We start from the raw sequence: 20,460 nt of genomic DNA, 5'->3' as shown, positions 1-20,460 counted from the left end.
CACAAGACCCGCCAGCCCGTCACACGATCACTGGTCGCCTACGACCACTGATCATTCGGAATGACTCATCTAGGGGGTCAGGCTCAGGGACATCTGGGGTGCGTCCCGGATGGGAACCGCCTGCTCGAATCCTTAGATTCGAAGAGCAAGAGCGAGCCCGCCCGACACACTCCACGGAGGCGGCCATGTCGGCCCCCACACACCTGGCCCCCCGCCACCCGGCAGCCCCCCGCGCCCTGCGCGCCACCGGAGCCGACGCCCGGCTGCCCTGGTGGGCGCTCGCGCTGCCCGCCCTCGCCTTCGGCCTCCTGTTCATACTCCTCGCCGGATCCGGCCAGGCCCACGCCGCCTCCGGCGAAGGCTCCACGCTCGTCCACGTCACCGAACGCCTGCTGAACGCCGTCGGCTGACGGGGCGCCAGCCACCGGGAGCGCGACCCCGCGGCCGTGCGCCGGGGCACGCCCCTGCGCACCGCCCACGCCTCCCACACCTGCGGGGGACCCCCTCAACACCCTGCGCCCCGTGGCTCGATCCATGCGAAGCTGGGAGTCATGAGCGCCGACACACCCCGCAGGATCGTCCTCCTCCGGCACGCCAAGGCCGAATGGTCGGACGGCACGGACCACGACCGCCCCCTAGCGGAGCGCGGCCGTCACGACGCACCGGCCGCGGGCCAGAAACTGGCCCAGACCGGCATCACCTTCGACCTGGCCCTCTGCTCCAGTGCGGCCCGGACCAGGGAGACCTGGAAGCTGGCCGTCCAGGAGCTGCCGCACCGGCCGAAGACCACGTACGAGGAACGGCTCTACGAAGCCTCCCTGGGCGAGCTCATCGCCCTGGTCAACGAGACCTCCGACGAAGTGAAGAACCTCCTCGTCATCGGCCACAACCCCGGCATGCACGCACTGGCCGACGCCCTCGCGGGGAGCGCGCAGGGCGATGTCCTCGCCCGGATGAACCGCAGCGGCTTCCCGACCTCCGGGATCGCCGTCGTCTCCTTCACCGGCTCGTGGAAGTCCGTGGAACACGGCGTGGGCACCCTGCTGGACTTCTGGACCCCGCACCACTGACGCGTAGACAACGACGACCACGCCGACAGAGCGGGCCCCGGCACTTCGAGAGTGCCGGGGCCCGTTCCGTCGTAGGAGGGATGGACGTCTGCGTCACGCCAGGTCGGCGGCCTCGACCTCTTCGCGGGTGATCCCGAGCAGGTAGAGCACGGCGTCCAGGAAGGGCACGTTCACCGCGGTGTGCGCGGCCTGGCGGACCACCGGCTTGGCACAGAAGGCCACGCCCAGCCCGGCGGCGTTCAGCATGTCCAGGTCGTTGGCGCCGTCACCGATGGCCACCGTCTGGGCCAGCGGCACACCGGCCTCGGCGGCGAAGCGGCGCAGCAGCCGGGCCTTGCCGGCCCGGTCCACGATCTCACCGGTGACCTTGCCCGTCAGCTTCCCGTCGACGATCTCCAGGGTGTTGGCGGAGGCGAAGTCCAGCCCGAGCCTCTCCCGCAGATCGTCCGTCACCTGGGTGAACCCGCCGGAGACCACGCCCACCTGGTACCCGAGGCGCTTGAGCGTGCGGATCAGGGTCCGGGCGCCGGGGGTGAGGCGCACCTCGGAGCGGACCTTGTCCACCACGGAGGCGTCCAGCCCGGCCAGCAGCGCGACCCGGGCGTGCAGCGACTGCTCGAAGTCCAGCTCCCCGCGCATGGCCCGCTCGGTCACCTCGGCGACCTCGGCCTCACAGCCGGCGTGCGCGGCGAAGAGCTCGATGACCTCGTCCTGGATCAGGGTCGAGTCCACGTCCATCACGACGAGCCGCTGGGCCCGCCGGTGCAGCCCCGCCGAGACCACGGCCACGTCGACGCCGATCTGGGCGGCGGCGGTGGCCAGCGCGGTGCGCAGCGGCTCGGTGGCGGTGCCGGAGACGGCGAACTCCACGGCCGTCACCGGATACTTCGCGAGCCGGAAGATGCGGTCGATGTTGCCGCCGGTCGCGGTGATCCGCGCGGCGATGGCGGCCGTGGACTCGGCGGTGAGCGGGTGCCCGAGCACGGTGACGTGCGAACGGCCACTGCCGCGCGGCCGGTTGTCACCGGTGCCGGAGAGGATCTCGGCCTGCAGCTTGAGGGACTCGGCCCAGCTGTGGACGGTGGCCCGCAGCTCGCCCTCGGTGCCGGCGGTCGGGTGGGTGACGAGGGCGCACAGGACGATGCGGCCTCGGGTGACGACCTGCTCGATGTCGACGACGTCGACGGAGTAGGCGGCGAGGGTGTCGAACAGCCCGGCGGTGATCCCGGGACGGTCCTTGCCGAAGATCTTGACGAGGAGGGTGGGGACGTCGGAGGTCTGCGAAGCGCTCATGGTGCCCTCACCGTATCTTCCCCGCCGCCGGCCCAGGACCCCCGTCCCACCCTCCGGGACCGCATGTCAGCGGTGCACCAGCAGCGCGACGGACATGCCCGAGACCTGCTGGTAGCTCTCCTGCACGTACCGCTCCTGGAGGGCCTTGGCGTGTTCGGGCGGCAGGGTCGTGAAGGGGTCGCCGCCGTCGTCCTTGGAGACCAGCCAGATCCGCGGCGGTGCCAGGGCGTCCACCGCGCCGGCGGGGTCGGGGTCCAGGGTCGGCCACAGGTCGTTGTGCTCTTCGCCGCTCTGGCCGAGCAGCACGTCCGGCAGGTGGATGCGCGACGGCAGGTAGTAGTCGACCCCGGTGTCCACGGCCCACCACAGGGCCCTCTGCTGCTGCCCGTAGGCCGCCGCGTCCCCCGGCCGGTAGCCCGCGGCGACGATCTCGGCCGCCGCCCGGTAGTCCAGCGGCGTGAACCAGGTGACCGGTGCGGGGTAGGTGTACGCGGCGTGCGAGAGCGGCTTGTGCATGGCGATGTGGTCCGGGGCGACCAGCACCGCCATCACCACGAACGCCGCCACCATCCCGCGCACCCGGACCAGCGCGATCCCGGCCCCGGCCATCACCGCCCACGCGGGCAGGACGAAGAACAGGTACTTCGGCATGAAGTAGGAGACGGCGGCCTGCTGTGAGATCACCCATATCGTGATCACCGGCGCCACCACCGCGACCGTGCCGAAGAGCGCCGACCGCCTGTGTCTGCTGCCCCAGGCGAGGGCGGCGGCCAGGCCCAGCAGTGCCGCCATCGGGGTGCTGGAGAAGATCTGCGGCCAGATCCCGGCCAGGTCGCCCGGCGCCGGCTTGGGTATCCACCCGATCTGCCGGTCCGCCTGCTTCTCGCCCAGGCTGATCAGGGGGTAGGTGCAGGCCACGCCCAGGCCGGCCGCCAGGGCGAAGCCGGCGGGTATCCGCCACTGCCTGCGGTCCTTCCACCAGTACAGGGCGACCCCGACCGCGTGTGCGCCGAGGAAGACCAGCGACACCAGGTGGAAGTAGCCGGCGGCCGCCACCGAAGCCGCGTAGCAGAGCCAGCGCACCGGGCCGGGCCGCTCCAGGGCCCGCAGCAGCAGGAGCAGTGCCAGTGCGGCGACCAGCACCACGAAGGCGTAGGACCGGGCCTCCTGCCCGTACCGGGTGACGGCCGGTATCAGCGCGAACACGAGGCCGCCGGCCAGTCCGGCGCGCGCGCCGAACATCCGTCTGCCGGCCAGCGCCGTGCAGCTCGCCGCGCCGGCCATCGCCAGCACGGTGGGGAGGCGGAGCATCGCGGGGGAATCGCCGAAGAGCCCGATCCAGTGGTGCAGCAGCAGGTAGTAGGTGCCGTGCACGGCGTCCACGTTCTGCAGCATGTCCAGCAGCGCGCCCTGGGGCCGCCGGGCCACCGAGTAGGTGGCCAGCTCGTCCTGCCACAGCACCGGGGTGCTGATCCGGTAGAGGCCGGTGCCGAGGGTCGCCAGCGCGGGCAGCAGCCAGACCAGCGCGGCCGTCGGGCGCCGCCGTAGCGCCCGACGTGCTCCGAGGGCAGCGCTCCGAGGGCCGAGCGGTCGGGGGCGCTCGGTGCCGGGCGGTGCGGCGTGATCTGTATGCGTCATTGCAGTCCTGTGGGGTGGAGCCGGAAGGCGCAGCGGAAGCGGACGGCCGTTGTCCGCTAGCCATTCTGTCCCGGCCGGGGAGCGCACCGGCACCGCCGAGAAGTCCTCTATCTCACTCTCCGGGTGACTTTCGTCCCCCACGGGCCTTCCTGTGCGGGCCCTCCGGCGGGGCCGGATTCCCCTTGTGGCCGTGCGCCTGAAATAGTTCCCCCGGATGTTCGCCATCCCTAGACTCCCTGACGTCATGGGGGATTCTCGGGGGACTTAAGTGGGGCTGGAGTGCCGGAACTCGTACTGGAATTGAATGGAAGGACCTGGACGCTCGATCCGTCCAGGTCGTACTCGCTGGGGCGCGACCCCCAGGGAGACGTGGTGATCGACGACGCCCGGGTGTCGTGGCGGCACGCCACAATCGCCTGGAACGGGCGAGGTTGGGGAATCGAGGACCACGGCAGCACCAACGGCACGTACGTCCGCGGGGCGAGGGTCCAGCAGGCCGAGCTCGTACCGGGCACGCCGGTGCACCTGGGCAACGCCACCGACGGGCCGCGGCTGAACCCCGTCGCGGGCGCGGCCGCCCCGGCGCAGCAGTCGCCGGCCCAGGCGTACGCGCACCAACCGCAGGCCCAGCAGGCCCAGCAGGCACACGCCCAGCAGGCGCAGCCCTGGGAGCAGCAGGTCCAGCAGGCTCCGCCGTTCCCGCAGCAGCACGCCCAGCAGGCGCAGCAGCCGCAGGCCCAGCCCTTCCCGCAGCAGCAGCACCAGCCGCAGCAGCACCAGCAGCAGCCGGGCGGCGGCACCCCGGGACCGGGGTACGGCGACCGCCGCAGCCCGACGACGTTCCACCAGCTCGCGCTGGGCCACGTCATGCGCATCGGCCGTGCGCTGGAGAATGAGCTGGTGGTCTCCGACCTCCAGGTCTCCCGCCACCACGCCGAGTTCCACTCGATGCCGGGCGGCCGCTTCGAGATCCGCGACCTCGGCAGCCACAACGGCACCTACGTCAACGGCCAGCCGCTGGCGAAGTCCGGCACCGCCCTGCTCGGCCCGAACGACATCGTCGGCGTCGGCCACTCGACCTTCCGGATCGTCGGCGACCGCCTCGAGGAGTTCGTCGACACCGGTGACGTCTCCTTCTCGGCCCGCCACCTCACGGTCACGGTCGACGGCGGCAAGCAGATCCTCAAGGACGTCACCTTCGGCGTCCCCGAGAAGTCGCTGATCGGCGTCATCGGGCCCTCCGGCTCCGGCAAGTCGACGCTCCTCAAGGCGCTGACCGGCTACCGCCCGGCCAACGAGGGCGACGTCCTCTACGACAACCGCAACCTGTACAAGCAGTTCGCGGAGCTCCGCCAGCGCATCGGCCTGGTCCCGCAGGACGACATCCTGCACAAGGAACTGAAGGTCAGCACCGCCCTCAAGTACGCGGCCAAGCTCCGCTTCCCGGGCGACACCGCCGAGTCCGAGCGCGCCGCCCGCATCGACGAGGTGCTGCGCGAGCTCAAGCTCGACATCCACAAGGACAAGAAGATCACCGCCCTCTCGGGCGGCCAGCGCAAGCGCGTGTCCGTGGCCCTGGAGCTGCTGACCAAGCCCTCGCTGATCTTCCTGGACGAGCCCACCTCCGGCCTGGACCCGGGCATGGACCGCGACGTCATGCAGCTGCTGCGCGGCCTCGCGGACGACGGCCGCACCGTCCTCGTCGTCACGCACTCGGTCGCCGAGCTGTCCATCTGCGACAAGCTGCTGGTCATGGCCCCGGGCGGCTCGGTCGCGTACTTCGGCCCGCCGGACGAGGCGCTGAACTTCTTCGGCTACTCCACCTGGGCCGACGTGTTCTCCGCCTTCGAGAGCTACCGCGACTACGACTGGGCCGGCCGCTGGAAGGGCTCGCAGCACTACCAGCTGTACGCCGCCGACATCGACGCGGTCGCCCCCCAGTCGGTCCAGCCCGCCGTGCAGTCCACCCGGCCGCCGAAGCCGCAGGGCTGGGGCTCCCAGCTCTGGACGCTGATGCGCCGCTACATGTCGGTCATCGCGTCCGACAAGGGCTTCATCGGGCTGATGCTGATCCTCCCGGCGGTCCTCGGCGTGGTCTCCGTCGTCATCCCCGCGAAGTTCGGACTCGCGCCGCCCGTGGCGCCGTCCCGCTTCAACGGCGACGCCGGCACGATCATGCTGATCCTCGCGGTCGGCATGTGCTTCTCCGGCGCCGCGAACTCGGTCCGCGAGCTGATCAAGGAACGGGTGATCTACGAGCGCGAGCGCGCGACCGGCCTCTCCCGGTCGGCGTACCTCGCCTCGAAGGTGATCGTCCTCGGCGTCATCACGGCCATCCAGGGCGTGATCATCTGCGCGATCGGCTTCGCCCCGCGCGACCTGCCCGCCGAGGGCCTGCTGATGCCGCCGGCCGTGGAGATCTGCCTGTCGGTCATCGCGCTGGGCTTCACCTCCATGATGTTCGGCCTGGTGATCTCCTCGCTGGTGAAGACCGCCGAGAAGACCATGCCGCTGCTCGTCATGTTCGCGATCGTCCAGGTCGTCTTCACCGGCATCCTCTTCCAGGTCTACGACTCCCCGGGCCTGGAGCAGTTCGCCTGGCTGATGCCGTCCCGCTGGGCGATCGCCGCCGCCGGCACCACCCTGAACCTCGGCGTCCTCATGCCGCCGTGGGACGCGGCCAACCCGACCAACACCGACCCGCTCTGGGACGCCACGGTCGGCCAGTGGAGCCTGAACATCACGGTCCTGCTGCTCCTCGGCGTCGCCTGCGGCTTCGCGGTGCAGCGTCTGCTGCGCCGCCACGAGCCCGAGGTCATGCGCGCGGGCAAGTAGCGCCACCGCGAGGTCCCGTACGCGGGCACGCAAGAACGCCTCAGGGCGGCTCCGGAACACCGGGGCCGCCCTGAGGCGCATGGGGGGCTGGGGAGGACGCCGCAAGGCCTAGTAGGCGCTGTTGACGTTGTCCATGGAGCCGTAGCGGTCGGCCGCGTAGTTGCAGGCGGCGACGATGTTGGCGACCGGGTCGTACTGGTCGAACTTGGTGCCCTTGACGTGGTACGCCTTGAAGGTCGGGGCGATGACCTGGAGCAGACCCTTGCTGGGGATGCCGTTCTGGGCGTTGATGTCCCAGTTGTTGATCGCCAGCGGGTTGCCGCTCGACTCGCGCATGATGTTGCGGTGGATCCCGGCGTAGGTGCCCGGAATGCCCTCGCGCTTCATGATGAAGAGGGCTTCCTTGATCCAGCCGTCCAGGTTGTTCGCGAAGACCGGCACGCGGTTCGCGGAGCGGCTGGCGGCCGCCTTCTGCTCGCGGTCCTTCTTCGCGGCGGCCTCGGCCTTGGCCTTGGCGGCGTCCTTGGCGTCCTGCGCGACCTTGGCCTGCTGGCCCGCGACGACCTGCTGAACGGTGAGGTGCTGCTGCACGGCCTGCGTCTGCGCGCCGTCGACGACCTTGGACCAGGCGACGGGGACCGCGGCCACGGCCGTCGAGGTCTCACCGGCGGAGGCCGGGACGAGGGAGAAGGCGAGGGCGGCTGCGCCCAGGGTGGCTACACCGGCGATGGAAAGCTTGTGCGCCTTCGTCAGACGACGACTGTGGCCGGGAGTGCTGGTCTCGGACATGCGTAGCAACCTCTTCGAATAGCGGGGGCCGCAGGAAAGCGCCTGCCGGATCCGGGATCCGCGGCGCTGTGCGACGGGAGCAATTCTTAGCGGTGGCAAAATCCTGTGGCAAAGGTGTGACGTACGATCCCGCTTAGTGGATCAGGGGCCGGAGCAGAGCCCCGATTTCGGGGCTCAGCACCTGCCAGGGCAGTGCTAACAGCGCCCTTATCCATCCACTAGGGAGCTTCGTAAGTGATGTGCGTCCTATGTGCGGGCTCACATCGGTCACGTATCAATCTCACCAGCAGTTGCGGCAGCAATCCGTTCAGTGACGGTTCTCATCCTTGAGTAGCAGATGGACGTCCCCGAACTCGTGCCAAAGGCACAGGTTCGCCACGGCTTCGGCATACCCGCGCAGTACGGCCTCCCGCCCGGCCACCGCCTCCAGCATCAGCAGGTGCGAGGCCCCGGGCTCGTGCAGCCCGGTCAGCAGCCCGTCCACCACCCGCACCCCGCGCTCCGGCGTCACCACCAGGCCGGTCCAGCCCGCGGCGGCCCGCACCACCCCGTCCCCGCCGGCGGCCGACTCCAGCGCCCGCACCGCCGTGGTCCCCACCGCGATCACCCGCCCGCCCGCCGCCCTCGCGGTGTTCACCAGCAGGGCCGTGGCCGCGGGCACCTCGTACCGCTCCGGGTACGGCGGCTCGTGCGCCTCCTGCGAGGCCACCCCCGTGTGCAGGGTCAGCGGGGCGAACCACACCCCCCGGGCCGCCAGCTCCGCCACCAGCCCCGCCGTGAAGGGCCGGCCCGCACTCGGCATCTCTGCCGAACCGGCCCCGTCGGGGCGCGGCACCGCGAAGACCGTCCGGTACGCCGACAGCGGCTGGTCCCGGTCGGTGTAGGCGTACCGGATCGGCCGCCCGTACGAGCGCAGCAGCGCGGGCACCCCCTCGTCCGACCCCCGCGGCGCCTCCGCCCGCCCCCACCACAACCGGTCCGCCCCCGGAACCAGCGGCCCTTCCAGCACGAGCCGCCACCCACCGGGCAACTCCACGACCCCGCCGGCGGGCCCGCCGCCCCGAGCCCGCGTAGTCCCCCGCCCGGCGGGTTCGCGGAGCTCCACCGACCAGCGGCCGTCGTCGCCGTCGCCCCGCGTGGAGAAGTGCACGACGATCTCCTCGCCGCCGAGCCGCCCGTCCACGGCGGCGGGCAGGGTCGCCGAAGTGTTCACCACCAGCACGTCCCCGGCCCGCAGCAGCCCAGGCAGCTCCCGGAAGGCGTGCAGCGACACGTCCGACGCCCCCCGCGACACCAACAGCCGCACGGAGTCCCGCCCCGCCCCCACCCCCCGCTGCTCGGCCGGAACCCGGGCCTCAAGCCCCGGCGGAATGTCCCTTATATACAGTCCCTTCTCCCATACCCCTCGCACCCCCTCCCCCCTCACGCCCCCACCCCACCCTGCTGGGCCTGGTCCTGCGCTGCCCCGGCCTGCTGGGCCTGGTCCTGCGCTGCCCCGGCCTGCTGGGCCTGGTCCTGCGCCGCCTCGGCCTGCTGGGCCCGGTCTTGCGCCGCCTCGGCCTGTTGGGCCTGGGTCTGCGCTCCCCGGTCCTGCCCTACCCCGCCCTGCTCCGCCCCGGCCTGCTGGGCTCGGGCTTGCGCTGCCCCGGCCTGCCGGGCCCTGCCCTGCCCGGCCTCGGCCTGCTCGGCCCGGTTCTGCTCGGCCCCGGCCTGCTCCGCCCCGCCCTGCTGGGCCCGGGGCTGTCCTTCCCCGGCCTGCTGGGCCCCGCCCTCCTCCGCCCCGGCCCGCTCCGCCCCGGCCCGCTCCGCCCCGGCCCGCTCCGGCCCGGCCCCGGCCAGGGCCTCCGCCGTGTACCGGCCGCTCGGCAGCCGCTCCGTGACCAGCCTCAGCAGCAGCGGAGCCACCTCCTCCGGGCCCGGCAGCCCCGCCAGGTCCTCCCCGGGCTCGGCCGCCGCCATCATCCGCGTCCGCATCGAGCCCGGGTCGGCCCACCACACGCGCAGCCCCGGCTCCTCGCCCGCGAGCACCGCCGACATCAGGTCGCCCGCCGCCTTGGTCGCCCCGTAGGCCCCCCACGTCCGGTACGGCACCACCGCCGCGTCCGAGCTGATGTTCAGCACCGCCCCGGCGCCCGCGGCCCGCAGCAGCGGCAGCGCCTCCTGCACCAGCCCCAGCGGCGCCACCACGTTCACCTCGAACGCCTCGCGCAGCCCCTCCAGCGGGTGCACCGCCAGTGGCACCAACGGCTCCGCGCCCAGTACGCCCGCGTTGTTCACCAGCAGGTCCAGCCCGCCCAGCGCCCGCGCCGCCGCCACCAGCTCCGCCCGGTGCGCCGCCGAGGACACGTCCCCGGCCACCACCGACACCCGCGCACCGGCCGCCCGCAGCTCCTCACCGGCCTCCGCCAGCAGCCCCGCGGCCCGCGCGCTCAGCACCAGGTCCCAGCCCCGCGCCGCCAGCTCCCCGGCGACCGCCCTGCCCAGCCCCCTCGACGCCCCCGTCACCATCGCCACAGCCATGACCACACCCTCGCCCTCCGTACCGTTCGGCACACGCCCCAACCTAGGAACCGCACCGCCCGTCCGCCTCGGCCGCGGGCCGCACCCCGCCGGGTCCTTTCGCCCTAGGCCGTCTCCGGCCCCGAGGCCTACGCCCGGACCTACGCCGCGAGCCCCAGCCGCCTCCGCCCCGAGCCCGATCCGCCCGCCCGCGCGCCCCGAGTACCGTGAGGCCATGCACTCCGGACCGCACCGAGCCCCCCGCGGCGGCGGCCTGGCCGCCGTGAGCACCGCGCTGCTCGCCATGAGCCGCCGGCTGGAGGTCCGGGACGTGCTGCGCACGATCGTCGCCTCGGCCCGCGAGCTGCTCGACGCCGAGTACGCGGCCCTGGGCGTCCCGGACGACCACGGCGGCTTCGCCCAGTTCGTCGTGGACGGCGTCAGCGAGGAGCAGTGGCGGGCGATCGGCCCGCTGCCCCGCCAGCACGGCATCCTCGCCGCGATGCTCCACCAGGACGGCCCCGAGCGGCTGGCCGACGTACGCCGGGACCCCCGCTTCGAGGGCTGGCCCTCCGCCCACCCCGACATGTCCGACTTCCTCGGGCTGCCGATCCGGGACGGCGAGGAGACCCTCGGCGCGCTCTTCCTCGCCAACAAGCGGAGCGCCCCCGGCGGCGTCCGCGGCTTCACCGACGAGGACGAGGAGCTCCTCTCCCTCCTCGCCCAGCACGCGGCCATCGCCCTCACCAACGCCCGCCTCTACGAGCGCAGCCGCGAGCTGACCATCGCCGAGGAGCGCTCCCGGCTGGCCCACGAGCTGCACGATGCGGTCAGCCAGAAGCTCTTCTCCCTCCGGCTGACCGCCCAGGCCGCCGCCGCCCTCGTGGACCGCGACCCCGCCCGGGCCAAGGACGAGCTCCAGCAGGTCGCCACCCTCGCGGCCGAGGCCGCAGACGAACTGCGCGCGGCCGTCACCGAGCTCCGCCCCGCCGCCCTGGCCGAGGACGGCCTGATCGCCACCCTCCGCAACCAGGTCCGCGTCCTGGACCGGGCCCACACCGCGCACGTCACCTTCACCTGCGACGGCGTACGGGCCCTGCCCGCGGCCCAGGAGGAGGCGGTCCTGCGCGTGGCCCAGGAGGCCCTGCACAACGCCCTGCGCCACTCGGCGGGCGACCGCGTCGAGGTCACCCTCACCCGCCGCGGGACCGGGGGAGGAGCGCTGCTCCGGGTGACGGACGACGGAACCGGCTTCTCCCCGCCCACCGTCCGCCGGGCGGGCCGGCACCTGGGCCTGGTCTCCATGCGGGACCGGGCCGCCGGCGTCGGCGGCCGGCTCACCGTGCGGTCCGATCCCGGCGCCGGCACCACGATCGAACTGGAGGTACCCGGTGGCTGACACACCGGGCCGCAGCGCCCGAGGCCTCGGCATCAAAGTACTGCTCGTGGACGACCACCAGGTGGTCCGGCGGGGCCTGCGCACCTTCCTGGAGGTCCAGGACGACATCGAGGTGGTCGGCGAGGCCGCCGACGGCGGCGAGGGCATCGAGCGCGCCGAGGAACTGCGCCCCGACGTCATCCTGATGGACATCAAGATGCCCGGCACCGACGGCATCGAGGCCCTGCGCAGGCTGCGCGGCCTGGAGAACCCGGCCCGGGTGCTGATCGTCACCAGCTTCACCGAGCAGCGCACGGTGGTCCCCGCCCTGCGAGCGGGCGCGGCCGGCTACGTCTACAAGGACATAGACCCCGACGCCCTGGCCGCCGCCATCCGCTCCGTGCACGCGGGCCACGTACTCCTCCAGCCGGAGGTCGCCGGAGCCCTGCTGGCGGAGGAGGGCCCCGGCCCCTCATCCGTCCGCGGCGGCAACCTGACGGACCGGGAGCGCGAGGTGCTGCACCACATAGCGGACGGGCGCTCGAACCGGGAGATCGCCCGCGCGCTGGTCCTCTCGGAGAAGACGGTCAAGACGCACGTCTCGAACATCCTCATGAAGCTGGACCTCGCGGACCGTACGCAGGCGGCCCTGTGGGCGGTCAGACACGGCATCGCGCAGTGATTCATACGGTCGGGTGTATGTAGCCCACATGGCGCACCCCATTCATCCGATCACCGTTCTTCATGACGTGCCGCGGCGGCTGGCCGCGGCAGACGTACTGGAGGACGAGAACGTGAAGAACATCAAGAAGGCCACCGCCGTCACCATGATCGCGGGCGGCCTCCTCGCCGCCGGCGCGGGTGTCTCGTCGGCGCACGGCGGTGCGTCGGCGGAGGGCGAGGCCCTGAACTCGCCCGGCGTGGCCGCGGGGAACCAGCTCCAGCTCCCCGTCCACATCCCGGCCAACGTGGTGGGCAACTCGGTCAACGTGATCGGCCTGCTCAACGGCGCCTGGGGCAACACGGGCGTCAACAACTGACGCCTTCTTGACGCGGTGCTCGCACTGCTTCGCAGGCTTCGCCCCGCTGCGCCGGCCTCCGACCGGCGGTGCAGTCGGGCTTGCCCAGCCGCGGGGCCCGCGCAGCGGCCGGGAACTTCGGCCCCGCTTCCCCCCTCTCCCTGGGAAGCGGGGCCGATCCCCTTTTCGGCGCGGTGCTCGCACTGCTCCGCAGGGCGGGCCTCACGGCGCTGCAGGGCAATTCCAGCCTCGCCGGCGTTTGAGGCGCGGGGTCTGGGGCGGAGCCCCAGAAGGCCCGGCGCAGCCGCGGCCCCATGCTTCGCCGCTGGGGGCATCCGTAGGCGCCCCGAGCCGCAGGCTCACCCCACCACCCCGAGCCGGAGGCTAAAGCCCCCGCTCCCGTTCCTCAACGGCCGAGTTGTACGCCGCGACCAGCGCCCGCCGGGCGACCCGCTCCACCGGCCGCAGCGCCTCCGCCCGCGCCGCCATCTCCGAGGCGGCCACCGCCGCGCCGTGCCCCCGCTCGGTGGCGAGCGACACCATCAGGTCCACCCGCTGCGCCAGCGACAGGACGCGTACCGCCCGCGCCGGATACCCCGGCGCCAGCGCGTCCCGCCCGGCCTCCGTCCGCGCCCGGTACGCGGACAGCGCCGCCTCCGCGACCGGCCCGGATCCCGCCACGTCCAGCCGGGTCAGCACCACCGTGGCCTCGCGGAGCGCCTCCGCCAGTTCCCGTTCCGCCTCGCTGAGCGACGGCACGTCCGCCGGCGGGGCCTCCCGTACGGGCAGGCAGTGCCAGGTCACCGCTACGTGCACATCGCCCGCGGGCCCGGCCTCGACGACCTCCGGGACCAGCCCGACCGCCGAGCCCACCGCGACGACCGCCTCCTCCGCGTCCAGCGCCCTCGCGTTGAACTCCGGCGGCCCGCTCAGCCCCAGCGGGTGCCCGGGCGCCGGGAGGGCGACCCGCAGTCCGGTCACGCCCAGCGCCCGCAGCCGGCCCAGCGCCAGGGTGAGGCCCACCGGGCCGGATTCCCCGGGCAGCCCCTCCACCCGGTGCACGGAGTCCTCGCCCACGATCGACAGCACGGCCTCGTCGGGCGAGACGAGACCGGCCAGCAGAGCGTTCCCCCAGGCGGCCAGCCGCCCTGAACGCGGTTCGAAAAGCATCCCCCTACTTTACGGACGCCCTCTGGACCCGGGCCCGCGCCCGGACTCCTCCCCGAGTGGCGTAGGTTTTCCCCTGGGGCCGCGCCCCACGACGGGGCGGCGCACAGACGAACCGAGACTGCAAGGGGAGACAACACGCTCATGAGCGATGTTCTGGAGCTGGTGGACGTATCCGTGGTCCGCGAGGGCCGGGCTCTGGTGGACCAGGTCTCCTGGTCGGTCAAGGAGGGGGAGCGCTGGGTGATCCTCGGCCCCAACGGCGCCGGCAAGACCACGCTGCTGAACCTCGCCTCCAGCTACCTCTTCCCCACCAAGGGCTCCGCCACCATCCTCGGCAGCACCCTGGGCAAGGTGGACGTCTTCGAGCTGCGCCCCCGCATCGGGATGGCCGGCATCGCGATGGCCGACAAGCTGCCCCGGCGCCAGACGGTCCTGGAGACCGTGCTGACCGCCGCGTACGGCATGACGGCCACCTGGCAGGAGGAGTACGAGGAGGTCGACGAGCAGCGCGCCCGCGCCTTCCTCGACCGCCTCGGGATGACGCCCTACCTCGACCGGAAGTTCGGCACCCTCTCCGAGGGCGAGCGCAAGCGCACCCTGATCGCCCGCGCGCTGATGACCGACCCCGAGCTGCTGCTGCTCGACGAGCCCGCGGCCGGCCTCGACCTCGGTGGCCGCGAGGACCTCGTACGACGCCTCGGCCGGCTCGCCCGCGATCCGCTCGCGCCGTCGATGATCATGGTCACGCACCACGTCGAGGAGATCGCCCCCGGCTTCACCCACGTGCTGATGATCCGTCAGGGCAAGGTGGTCGCGGCCGGACCCATCGATCTCGAACTGACCTCCCGCAACCTCTCCCTCTGCTTCGGCCTGCCGCTCGTCGTCGAGCGCAACGACAGCGACCGCTGGACCGCCCAGGGCCTGCCCCTGCGGTAGTTGGAGCCACGGCCGGGCTTCCCGCACCCTGTCCGGACCGCGCCCACCCGACCTACCATGACCATGTGGACATCGACGCGTGGGTGTGGTGGCTCATCGGCGCGGTCGGACTGGGCATCCCCCTCGTCCTGACCGCGATGCCGGAGTTCGGAATGTTCGCCGCCGGAGCGGTCGCGGCCGCCGTCACGGCGGCCCTCGGCGGGGGAGTGGTCGCCCAGGTCCTGGTCTTCGTGGTCGTGTCGGTCGCGCTGCTCGCGGTCGTCCGCCCGATCGCCAACCGGCACCGCAGCCAGAAACCCCAGCACCGCAGCGGAATCGACGCGTTGAGGGGCCGCAGCGCCGTAGTCCTGGAACGCGTGGACGCGGGCGGCGGCGGCCGGATCAAACTCGCCGGGGAGATCTGGTCGGCACGGTCCCTGGACGCGGACATCACCTTCGAACCGGGCCAGTCCGTCGACGTCGTGGAGATCGACGGGGCGACCGCCGTCGTCATGTGACGGACCAGCACGTGAGCAACTCACCTGTGAGCAGACGCATGTGAGAAGCCGCATGTGAGCAAGTCACATGTGGGCAAGCAGCCGACCCGCGGCCCCGGGGTCTGCGAGACTCCGCTGAACGGGGCAGCACAGACAGCCGGAAGGGCACGGGGAACCGCATGCAACCGATCATCATCGTTCTGATCATTCTGGTGGTTCTGGTCTTCATCGCACTGGTCAAGACGATCCAGGTGATCCCGCAGGCCAGCGCCGCCATCGTCGAACGGTTCGGGCGCTACACCCGCACCCTCAACGCCGGCCTCAACATCGTCGTCCCGTTCATCGACTCGATCCGCAACCGGATCGACCTCCGCGAGCAGGTCGTCCCCTTCCCGCCGCAGCCCGTCATCACCCAGGACAACCTGGTCGTCAACATCGACACCGTCATCTACTACCAGGTGACCGACGCCCGCGCCGCGACGTACGAGGTGGCCAGCTACATCCAGGCCATCGAGCAGCTCACCGTCACCACGCTCCGCAACATCATCGGCGGCATGGACCTGGAGCGGACCCTGACCTCCCGCGAGGAGATCAACGCGGCCCTGCGCGGGGTCCTCGACGAGGCCACGGGCAAGTGGGGCATCCGCGTCAACCGCGTCGAACTGAAGGCCATCGAGCCGCCGACCTCCATCCAGGACTCGATGGAGAAGCAGATGCGCGCCGACCGCGACAAGCGCGCCGCGATCCTCCAGGCCGAAGGTGTCCGCCAGTCCGAGATCCTGCGCGCCGAGGGTGAGAAGCAGTCCTCGATCCTGCGCGCCGAAGGTGACGCCAAGGCCGCGGCCCTGCGCGCCGAGGGCGAGGCGCAGGCCATCCGTACGGTCTTCGAGTCCATCCACGCCGGCGACGCCGACCAGAAGCTGCTCGCCTACCAGTACCTCCAGATGCTGCCGAAGCTCGCCGAGGGCGATGCCAACAAGCTCTGGATCGTCCCGAGCGAGATCGGCGACGCCCTCAAGGGCCTCTCCGGAGCCATGGGCAACTTCGGCCCGATGGGCGCCGCCTCCGGCTTCAACCCGCAGAATGCGGGCAAGGACGGCGGTAAGGACGGCGCCGCGGGCGGCGGCATCCCCGCCGCCCGCACCAAGGACGCCGCGGAACGCCGCGAGCAGCCCCCCATCGACTGAACCGGCCGACCGGTCCCGACCGGGCCGACGGACCGAACGGGCCGTCCCCTCCGGCATGATCAGTGAGGCCCCCCGACCTTCACGGCGGGGAGGCGACTCACTCATGCAAAGGGGACGACCCCACCCATGTCCGTCTGGGAATCACTCGCGGTCCTCGCGGCCGGCATCGGCGCCGGCACCATCAACACCATCGTCGGTTCCGGCACCCTCATCACCTTCCCGGTGCTGCTGGCCACCGGCCTGCCGCCGGTCACGGCCAACGTCTCCAACACCCTCGGCCTCGTGCCCGGTTCGATCAGCGGAGCCATCGGCTACCGCAAGGAGCTCCAGGGCCAGCGCGCCCGCGTCATCCGGCTCGGCGCCGTCTCCCTCGTCGGCGGACTCGCCGGCGCGATCCTGCTCGTCACCCTGCCGTCGGACTCCTTCGACACGATCGTGCCCGTCCTGATCGGCCTGGCCCTCGTCCTCGTCGTCTTCCAGCCCCGGCTCGCCGCCGCCCTGCGCAGGCGCCAGGAGGCCGCGGGGGGCGACACCGGCCACCCCGACGGCGGCCCGCTGCTGCTGTCGGGCATGCTGCTCTCCAGCGCGTACGGGGGCTACTTCGGCGCCGCCCAGGGCGTGCTCTACCTCGGCCTGATGGGCCTGCTGCTCCACGAGGACCTGCAGCGGATCAACGCGGTGAAGAACGTGGTCGCGGCCCTGGTGAACGGCATCGCGGCCGTCTTCTTCCTCTTCGTCGCCGAATTCGACTGGACGGCCGTCCTGCTCATCGCCGTCGGCTCCACCATCGGCGGCCAGCTCGGCGCCAAGGTCGGCCGCCGCCTGCCGCCCACCGTGCTGCGCGGGGTCATCGTGACCGTCGGGATCATCGCGATCGTTCAGCTGCTGCTCCGCTGAGCGACGTAGAAGATCTACGCCGCCCAGCACGGCCGTCTACCCGGCCGGACGATCCCGCCCTACGCGGAACGCTCCAGCCACTCCGGCAGCGCCTCCCGCCCGCCCACTCCCAGCGCGAGCAGCATGGCGTCGGCCGGCGAGGGGACGAAGGGCTTCCGGAGGAGCGGCATCCCCGCCTCCTCCGGAGTCCGGGCCGCCTTGCGGTGGTTGTCCTCGGAGCAGGAGGCCACCGTGTTCAGCCAGGTGTCCCCACCGCCCTGAGCCCGCGGAAGCACGTGGTCCACGGTCGTCGCGCGCTTCCCGCAGTACGCGCACCGGTGTTGGTCCCGGATCAACACCCCCCTCCGTGACCAGGGAGCATGTCTCCGGAAGGGCACCCGCACGTACCTGCAGAGTCTGATCACCCGCGGCAGCGGAAGCTCCATCGTGGCCGCCCGCACGCGGAACTCGGGATGCGCCTGTTCGACGACGGCCTTGTCCTGGAGCACCAGGACCACCGCCCGGTTCATCGTCACCGTCGACAGCGGCTCGAAGCTCGCGTTCAGCACCAGCGTGTCCCGCATCTCGCCCACCTCCCGTGTGCAGGCCCGCGACCACCCTGGCGGCGAGGCCCGCAACCACTCTGGTCGCGCGCGCCACGCGGGACAACGCAATAAAAATGCCCGGTCCTGGCCGTCTTTAGACCAGGACCGGGCTAACGCTCGGAGAACGAAGGGCGGAAACGCTCAGCCCGCGGGGGCCTCGTACTCACCGACGAGCTGCGCACGCCCCAGCGTGTGGAACCGCAGATTGAAGCCGACGACCGCCGGCGACACGTCCGCACCGGGACCGAGCTTCTCCTGATCCACCGCGTACACGGTGAACACGTAGCGGTGCCGCTCCCCGGCCGGGGGAGCCGCACCACCGAAGTCCTTGGTGCCGTAGTCGTTGCGTACGTGGACGGCCCCTGCGGGCAGCCCCTCGAACTTCCCGGTGCCCGCCCCGGCCGGCAGCTCGGTCACCGAGACCGGCAGATCGAAGAGCACCCAGTGCCAGAACCCGCTGCCCGTCGGGGCATCCGGGTCGAAGCAGGTCACCGCGAAGCTCTTGGTGCCCTCCGGGAACCCCTCCCACCGCAGGTGCGGCGACACGTTCCCACCGGACAGCACCTGATCGGACCCCAGATCGGCCCCGGGCTCCACGTCCGCGCTGCTCACGGTGAACGCGTGCACCGCCGGATGGAAATCGTGGGGGAGCGGCGCCCTGCTCTGCTCGGCCACTGCGGAACCTCCTGCTGGGTTGAGTCGACGCTGACCGGTACCTGTACCGGACCCGAGCCTAGATCTGCTCAGAACCAGTTGCGCTGCGAACCCACGGACGAGATCCACTGGTTCAGGTAGGCCGCCCAGTCGGTGCCCTGGTAGGACTGCAGCCCCACCTGGAAGCGGCGGAAGGTGTCGCTGCCCTCGCTGAACAGGCCCGGCTTCTTGTCCATCTCCAGGACGACGTCCATCTCGCGCCCGTCGGAGACGAAGGTCAGCTCGACCTGGTTCAGCCCCCGGTACTGCGACGGCGGCAGGAACTCGATCTCCTGGTAGAACGGCAGCGTCTGCCGCGTCCCCCGGATGTGCCCGCGCTCCATGTCGGCGCTGCGGAAGGTGAAGCCCAGCTGCGCGAAGGCGTCGAGGATCGCCTGCTGCGCCGGCACCGGGTGCACGTTGATCGCGTCGAGGTCACCGGCGTCGACCGCGCGCGCGATCTCCAGCTCCGTGCTGACCCCGATGTTCATCCCGTGCAGCTGACGCCCCCCGAAGTGGGTGATCGGCGTCTCCCAGGGGATCTCCAGACCGAACGGCACCACGTGCAGGGCGCCCGCCTGCACCTGGAAGGCACCGCCGAGACGCTGCTTGGTGAAGACCACGTCCTGCTTGTACTCCTGGTCGTTGCCCTCCACCTCCACCCGCGCCTGGAGCCCGACGGACAGCCCCTCGATCTGCTGCTCCACGGACCCGCCCTGGACCCGCACCTCGCCCTGGACGATCCCGCCCGGCACGACGTTCGGCTCGGTGATGACCGTGTCGACCGAAGCACCACCGGCACCCAGGCTCGCGAACAGCTTCTTGAACCCCATGCTCTGACTCCCCTATACGACGTGCTGGAAAAAGTTCTGCTCGGCAGGACGCGCGCGACGACCACGCGCAGCACTACCCCTACAAACGCGGAACCTTAGGCCCCGGTTGCAGGACCACGCAGTCCACTACGCTCGACCGGATGAGCGCGCGCCCCGACCGTACGCCCCTGACCCGGTCCTTCTTCGACCGCCCGGTCCTCACCGTGGCCCCGGACCTCCTCGGCCGCACCCTGGTCCGCCGCACCCCGGACGGCCCCATGGAACTGCGCATCACGGAGGTGGAGGCGTACGAGGGGGAAGCAGACCCGGGCTCCCACGCCTACCGCGGCCGGACGGCGCGCAACGCGTCGATGTTCGGTCCACCCGGACACGCGTACGTGTACTTCATCTACGGCATGTGGTTCAGCCTCAACCTGGTCTGCGGCCCGCCGGGCCACGCGAGCGGGGTCCTGCTCCGGGCGGGGGAGATCACTGTGGGCGCGGAGCTGGCCCGCAAACGCCGAGTCTCAGCCAGAAGCGACCGAGAACTGGCCAAGGGGCCGGCCCGCCTGGCCACCGCCCTGGACGTGGACCGCTCCCTGGACGGCACGGACCTCTGCGCGGGCCCGGATTCCCCCTTGTCCCTCCTTACGGGCATCCCCACCTCACCGGACCTGCGGAGTCACGGCCCCCGCACCGGAGTGGGCGGCGCCGGCGCGGCCCACCCGTACCGCTACTGGATCACCCACGACCCGACGGTGAGCCCGTACCGGGCCCACGCGCCACGCCGCCGCTCAACTTGACTCGACCCCGGCGGACGCCTAACGTAGCCCGAGCCGCTTGAACGGGGCACTGCCATCGGCAGACCCCCGGAGCGGCCAACCCACTACCTACGACTTACCCCTGGCGGGGTCTTATTCGGCATGCCCGAATTCGATTCCGAACGGCCGATTATGAGCCGCACGGGATAAGCGCTAATGTGGTGGAGCGCCGAAAGGCAAAGACCCCCAACGGTCACCGAATTCAAATCCAGAGTCGGAAACGACAACGGAAATGATCTGGTAGAGTTGGAAACGAAGGAAGCGCCCGGAGGGCCTGGAAACAGGAACAAAGGAAGCGTCCGTTCCTTGAGAACTCAACAGCGTGCCAAAAATCAACGCCAGAAGTTGATACCCCGTCCACTT

General features: G+C 71.7%; 20 protein-coding genes and 1 pseudogene. 11 read left to right on the top strand and 10 right to left on the bottom strand.

Annotation, left to right across the window (positions count from 1 at the left end; genetic code table 11):
• Positions 1 to 185: 185 nt before the first annotated feature.
• Together NLX94_RS38465 and NLX94_RS38460 are read left to right on the top strand one after the other, a co-directional pair.
• Entirely contained in the window at positions 186 to 410 is a 225-nt protein-coding gene (locus NLX94_RS38465) for a hypothetical protein (RefSeq protein WP_254387952.1), read from the top strand.
• Positions 411 to 551: 141 nt separating this feature from the next.
• Positions 552 to 1,070: a histidine phosphatase family protein gene (locus NLX94_RS38460; RefSeq protein WP_254387951.1), complete on the top strand. Its 519-nt coding sequence runs from the start codon at positions 552 to 554 to the stop codon at positions 1,068 to 1,070.
• Between the two features lie 93 nt (positions 1,071 to 1,163).
• Here the strand turns inward: NLX94_RS38460 and serB are convergent, their stop codons facing one another.
• Positions 1,164 to 2,363, bottom strand: coding sequence for a phosphoserine phosphatase SerB (gene serB / locus NLX94_RS38455; RefSeq protein WP_254387950.1), 1,200 nt, complete (start codon positions 2,361 to 2,363; stop codon positions 1,164 to 1,166).
• Between the two features lie 66 nt (positions 2,364 to 2,429).
• Positions 2,430 to 4,001: a glycosyltransferase family 39 protein gene (locus tag NLX94_RS38450; protein ID WP_254387949.1), complete on the bottom strand. Its 1,572-nt coding sequence runs from the start codon at positions 3,999 to 4,001 to the stop codon at positions 2,430 to 2,432.
• 279 nt (positions 4,002 to 4,280) lie between these two features.
• Between NLX94_RS38450 and NLX94_RS38445 the strand changes: the two genes are divergently transcribed.
• Positions 4,281 to 6,836, top strand: coding sequence for an FHA domain-containing protein (locus tag NLX94_RS38445; RefSeq protein WP_254387948.1), 2,556 nt, complete (start codon positions 4,281 to 4,283; stop codon positions 6,834 to 6,836).
• 108 nt (positions 6,837 to 6,944) lie between these two features.
• On the opposite strand, the gene NLX94_RS38440 is transcribed toward NLX94_RS38445, so the two are convergent.
• The 3 genes and pseudogenes from NLX94_RS38440 to NLX94_RS38430 form a co-directional block, all read right to left on the bottom strand.
• The gene (locus tag NLX94_RS38440; RefSeq protein ID WP_254387947.1) at positions 6,945 to 7,625 is read right to left on the bottom strand and encodes a transglycosylase SLT domain-containing protein; all 681 of its coding nucleotides are present in this window, start codon (positions 7,623 to 7,625) and stop codon (positions 6,945 to 6,947) included.
• A 307-nt stretch (positions 7,626 to 7,932) separates the two neighbouring features.
• On the bottom strand, positions 7,933 to 9,051 hold the full coding sequence (locus NLX94_RS38435; RefSeq protein WP_374684073.1) for an S-adenosylmethionine:tRNA ribosyltransferase-isomerase: 1,119 nt from the start codon (positions 9,049 to 9,051) through the stop codon (positions 7,933 to 7,935).
• A gap of 395 nt (positions 9,052 to 9,446) precedes the next feature.
• A pseudogene (locus tag NLX94_RS38430) lies at positions 9,447 to 10,145 on the bottom strand (SDR family NAD(P)-dependent oxidoreductase); the annotation flags it as partial.
• A 214-nt stretch (positions 10,146 to 10,359) separates the two neighbouring features.
• Here NLX94_RS38430 and NLX94_RS38425 point away from each other — a divergent pair.
• From NLX94_RS38425 to NLX94_RS38415, 3 genes are all read left to right on the top strand, one after another.
• Complete coding sequence (locus NLX94_RS38425) at positions 10,360 to 11,523, top strand: GAF domain-containing sensor histidine kinase (RefSeq protein WP_254387945.1); 1,164 nt, start codon at positions 10,360 to 10,362, stop codon at positions 11,521 to 11,523.
• Positions 11,516 to 12,184, top strand: coding sequence for a response regulator transcription factor (locus NLX94_RS38420; protein WP_254387944.1), 669 nt, complete (start codon positions 11,516 to 11,518; stop codon positions 12,182 to 12,184). The genes NLX94_RS38425 and NLX94_RS38420 overlap by 8 nt, the downstream gene beginning before the upstream one ends.
• Before the next feature lie 112 nt (positions 12,185 to 12,296).
• Positions 12,297 to 12,542 carry a chaplin gene (locus tag NLX94_RS38415; RefSeq protein WP_254387953.1) on the top strand — a complete coding sequence of 82 codons (246 nt, stop codon included), beginning with the start codon at positions 12,297 to 12,299 and terminating at the stop codon, positions 12,540 to 12,542.
• Positions 12,543 to 12,905: 363 nt separating this feature from the next.
• On the opposite strand, the gene NLX94_RS38410 is transcribed toward NLX94_RS38415, so the two are convergent.
• Positions 12,906 to 13,691, bottom strand: coding sequence for a hypothetical protein (locus NLX94_RS38410; protein WP_254387943.1), 786 nt, complete (start codon positions 13,689 to 13,691; stop codon positions 12,906 to 12,908).
• A gap of 141 nt (positions 13,692 to 13,832) precedes the next feature.
• Between NLX94_RS38410 and NLX94_RS38405 the strand changes: the two genes are divergently transcribed.
• The 4 genes from NLX94_RS38405 to NLX94_RS38390 all read left to right on the top strand — a co-directional run bounded on the left by NLX94_RS38405 (position 13,833) and on the right by NLX94_RS38390 (position 17,187).
• Positions 13,833 to 14,627, top strand: a complete 795-nt coding sequence (locus NLX94_RS38405; protein ID WP_254387942.1) for an ABC transporter ATP-binding protein — start codon at positions 13,833 to 13,835, stop codon at positions 14,625 to 14,627.
• Between the two features lie 65 nt (positions 14,628 to 14,692).
• Positions 14,693 to 15,124: an NfeD family protein gene (locus tag NLX94_RS38400; protein ID WP_254387941.1), complete on the top strand. Its 432-nt coding sequence runs from the start codon at positions 14,693 to 14,695 to the stop codon at positions 15,122 to 15,124.
• 158 nt (positions 15,125 to 15,282) lie between these two features.
• On the top strand, positions 15,283 to 16,290 hold the full coding sequence (locus NLX94_RS38395) for an SPFH domain-containing protein (RefSeq protein WP_254387940.1): 1,008 nt from the start codon (positions 15,283 to 15,285) through the stop codon (positions 16,288 to 16,290).
• A gap of 126 nt (positions 16,291 to 16,416) precedes the next feature.
• The gene (locus NLX94_RS38390; RefSeq protein ID WP_254387939.1) at positions 16,417 to 17,187 is read left to right on the top strand and encodes a sulfite exporter TauE/SafE family protein; all 771 of its coding nucleotides are present in this window, start codon (positions 16,417 to 16,419) and stop codon (positions 17,185 to 17,187) included.
• Positions 17,188 to 17,246: 59 nt separating this feature from the next.
• Here the strand turns inward: NLX94_RS38390 and NLX94_RS38385 are convergent, their stop codons facing one another.
• The 3 genes from NLX94_RS38385 to NLX94_RS38375 form a co-directional block, all read right to left on the bottom strand.
• Positions 17,247 to 17,750: an HNH endonuclease gene (locus NLX94_RS38385; RefSeq protein WP_254387938.1), complete on the bottom strand. Its 504-nt coding sequence runs from the start codon at positions 17,748 to 17,750 to the stop codon at positions 17,247 to 17,249.
• Between the two features lie 162 nt (positions 17,751 to 17,912).
• A complete protein-coding gene (locus NLX94_RS38380) occupies positions 17,913 to 18,446 on the bottom strand; it encodes a YbhB/YbcL family Raf kinase inhibitor-like protein (RefSeq protein WP_254387937.1) in 534 nt (177 codons plus the stop codon).
• 68 nt (positions 18,447 to 18,514) lie between these two features.
• Positions 18,515 to 19,297, bottom strand: a complete 783-nt coding sequence (locus tag NLX94_RS38375) for a sporulation protein (RefSeq protein WP_254387936.1) — start codon at positions 19,295 to 19,297, stop codon at positions 18,515 to 18,517.
• A gap of 140 nt (positions 19,298 to 19,437) precedes the next feature.
• Between NLX94_RS38375 and NLX94_RS38370 the strand changes: the two genes are divergently transcribed.
• Positions 19,438 to 20,079, top strand: a complete 642-nt coding sequence (locus NLX94_RS38370; RefSeq protein WP_254387935.1) for a DNA-3-methyladenine glycosylase — start codon at positions 19,438 to 19,440, stop codon at positions 20,077 to 20,079.
• Between the two features lie 171 nt (positions 20,080 to 20,250).
• Here the strand turns inward: NLX94_RS38370 and NLX94_RS38365 are convergent.
• Positions 20,251 to 20,460: hypothetical protein (locus NLX94_RS38365; RefSeq protein ID WP_254387934.1), on the bottom strand; the 210-nt coding region annotated here is incomplete at its 5' end.

This window comes from Streptomyces sp. TBY4 (genome assembly GCF_024213195.1).
GTDB lineage: Bacteria > Actinomycetota > Actinomycetes > Streptomycetales > Streptomycetaceae > Streptomyces.
This window is presented reverse-complemented; position numbering and strand designations above follow the sequence as displayed.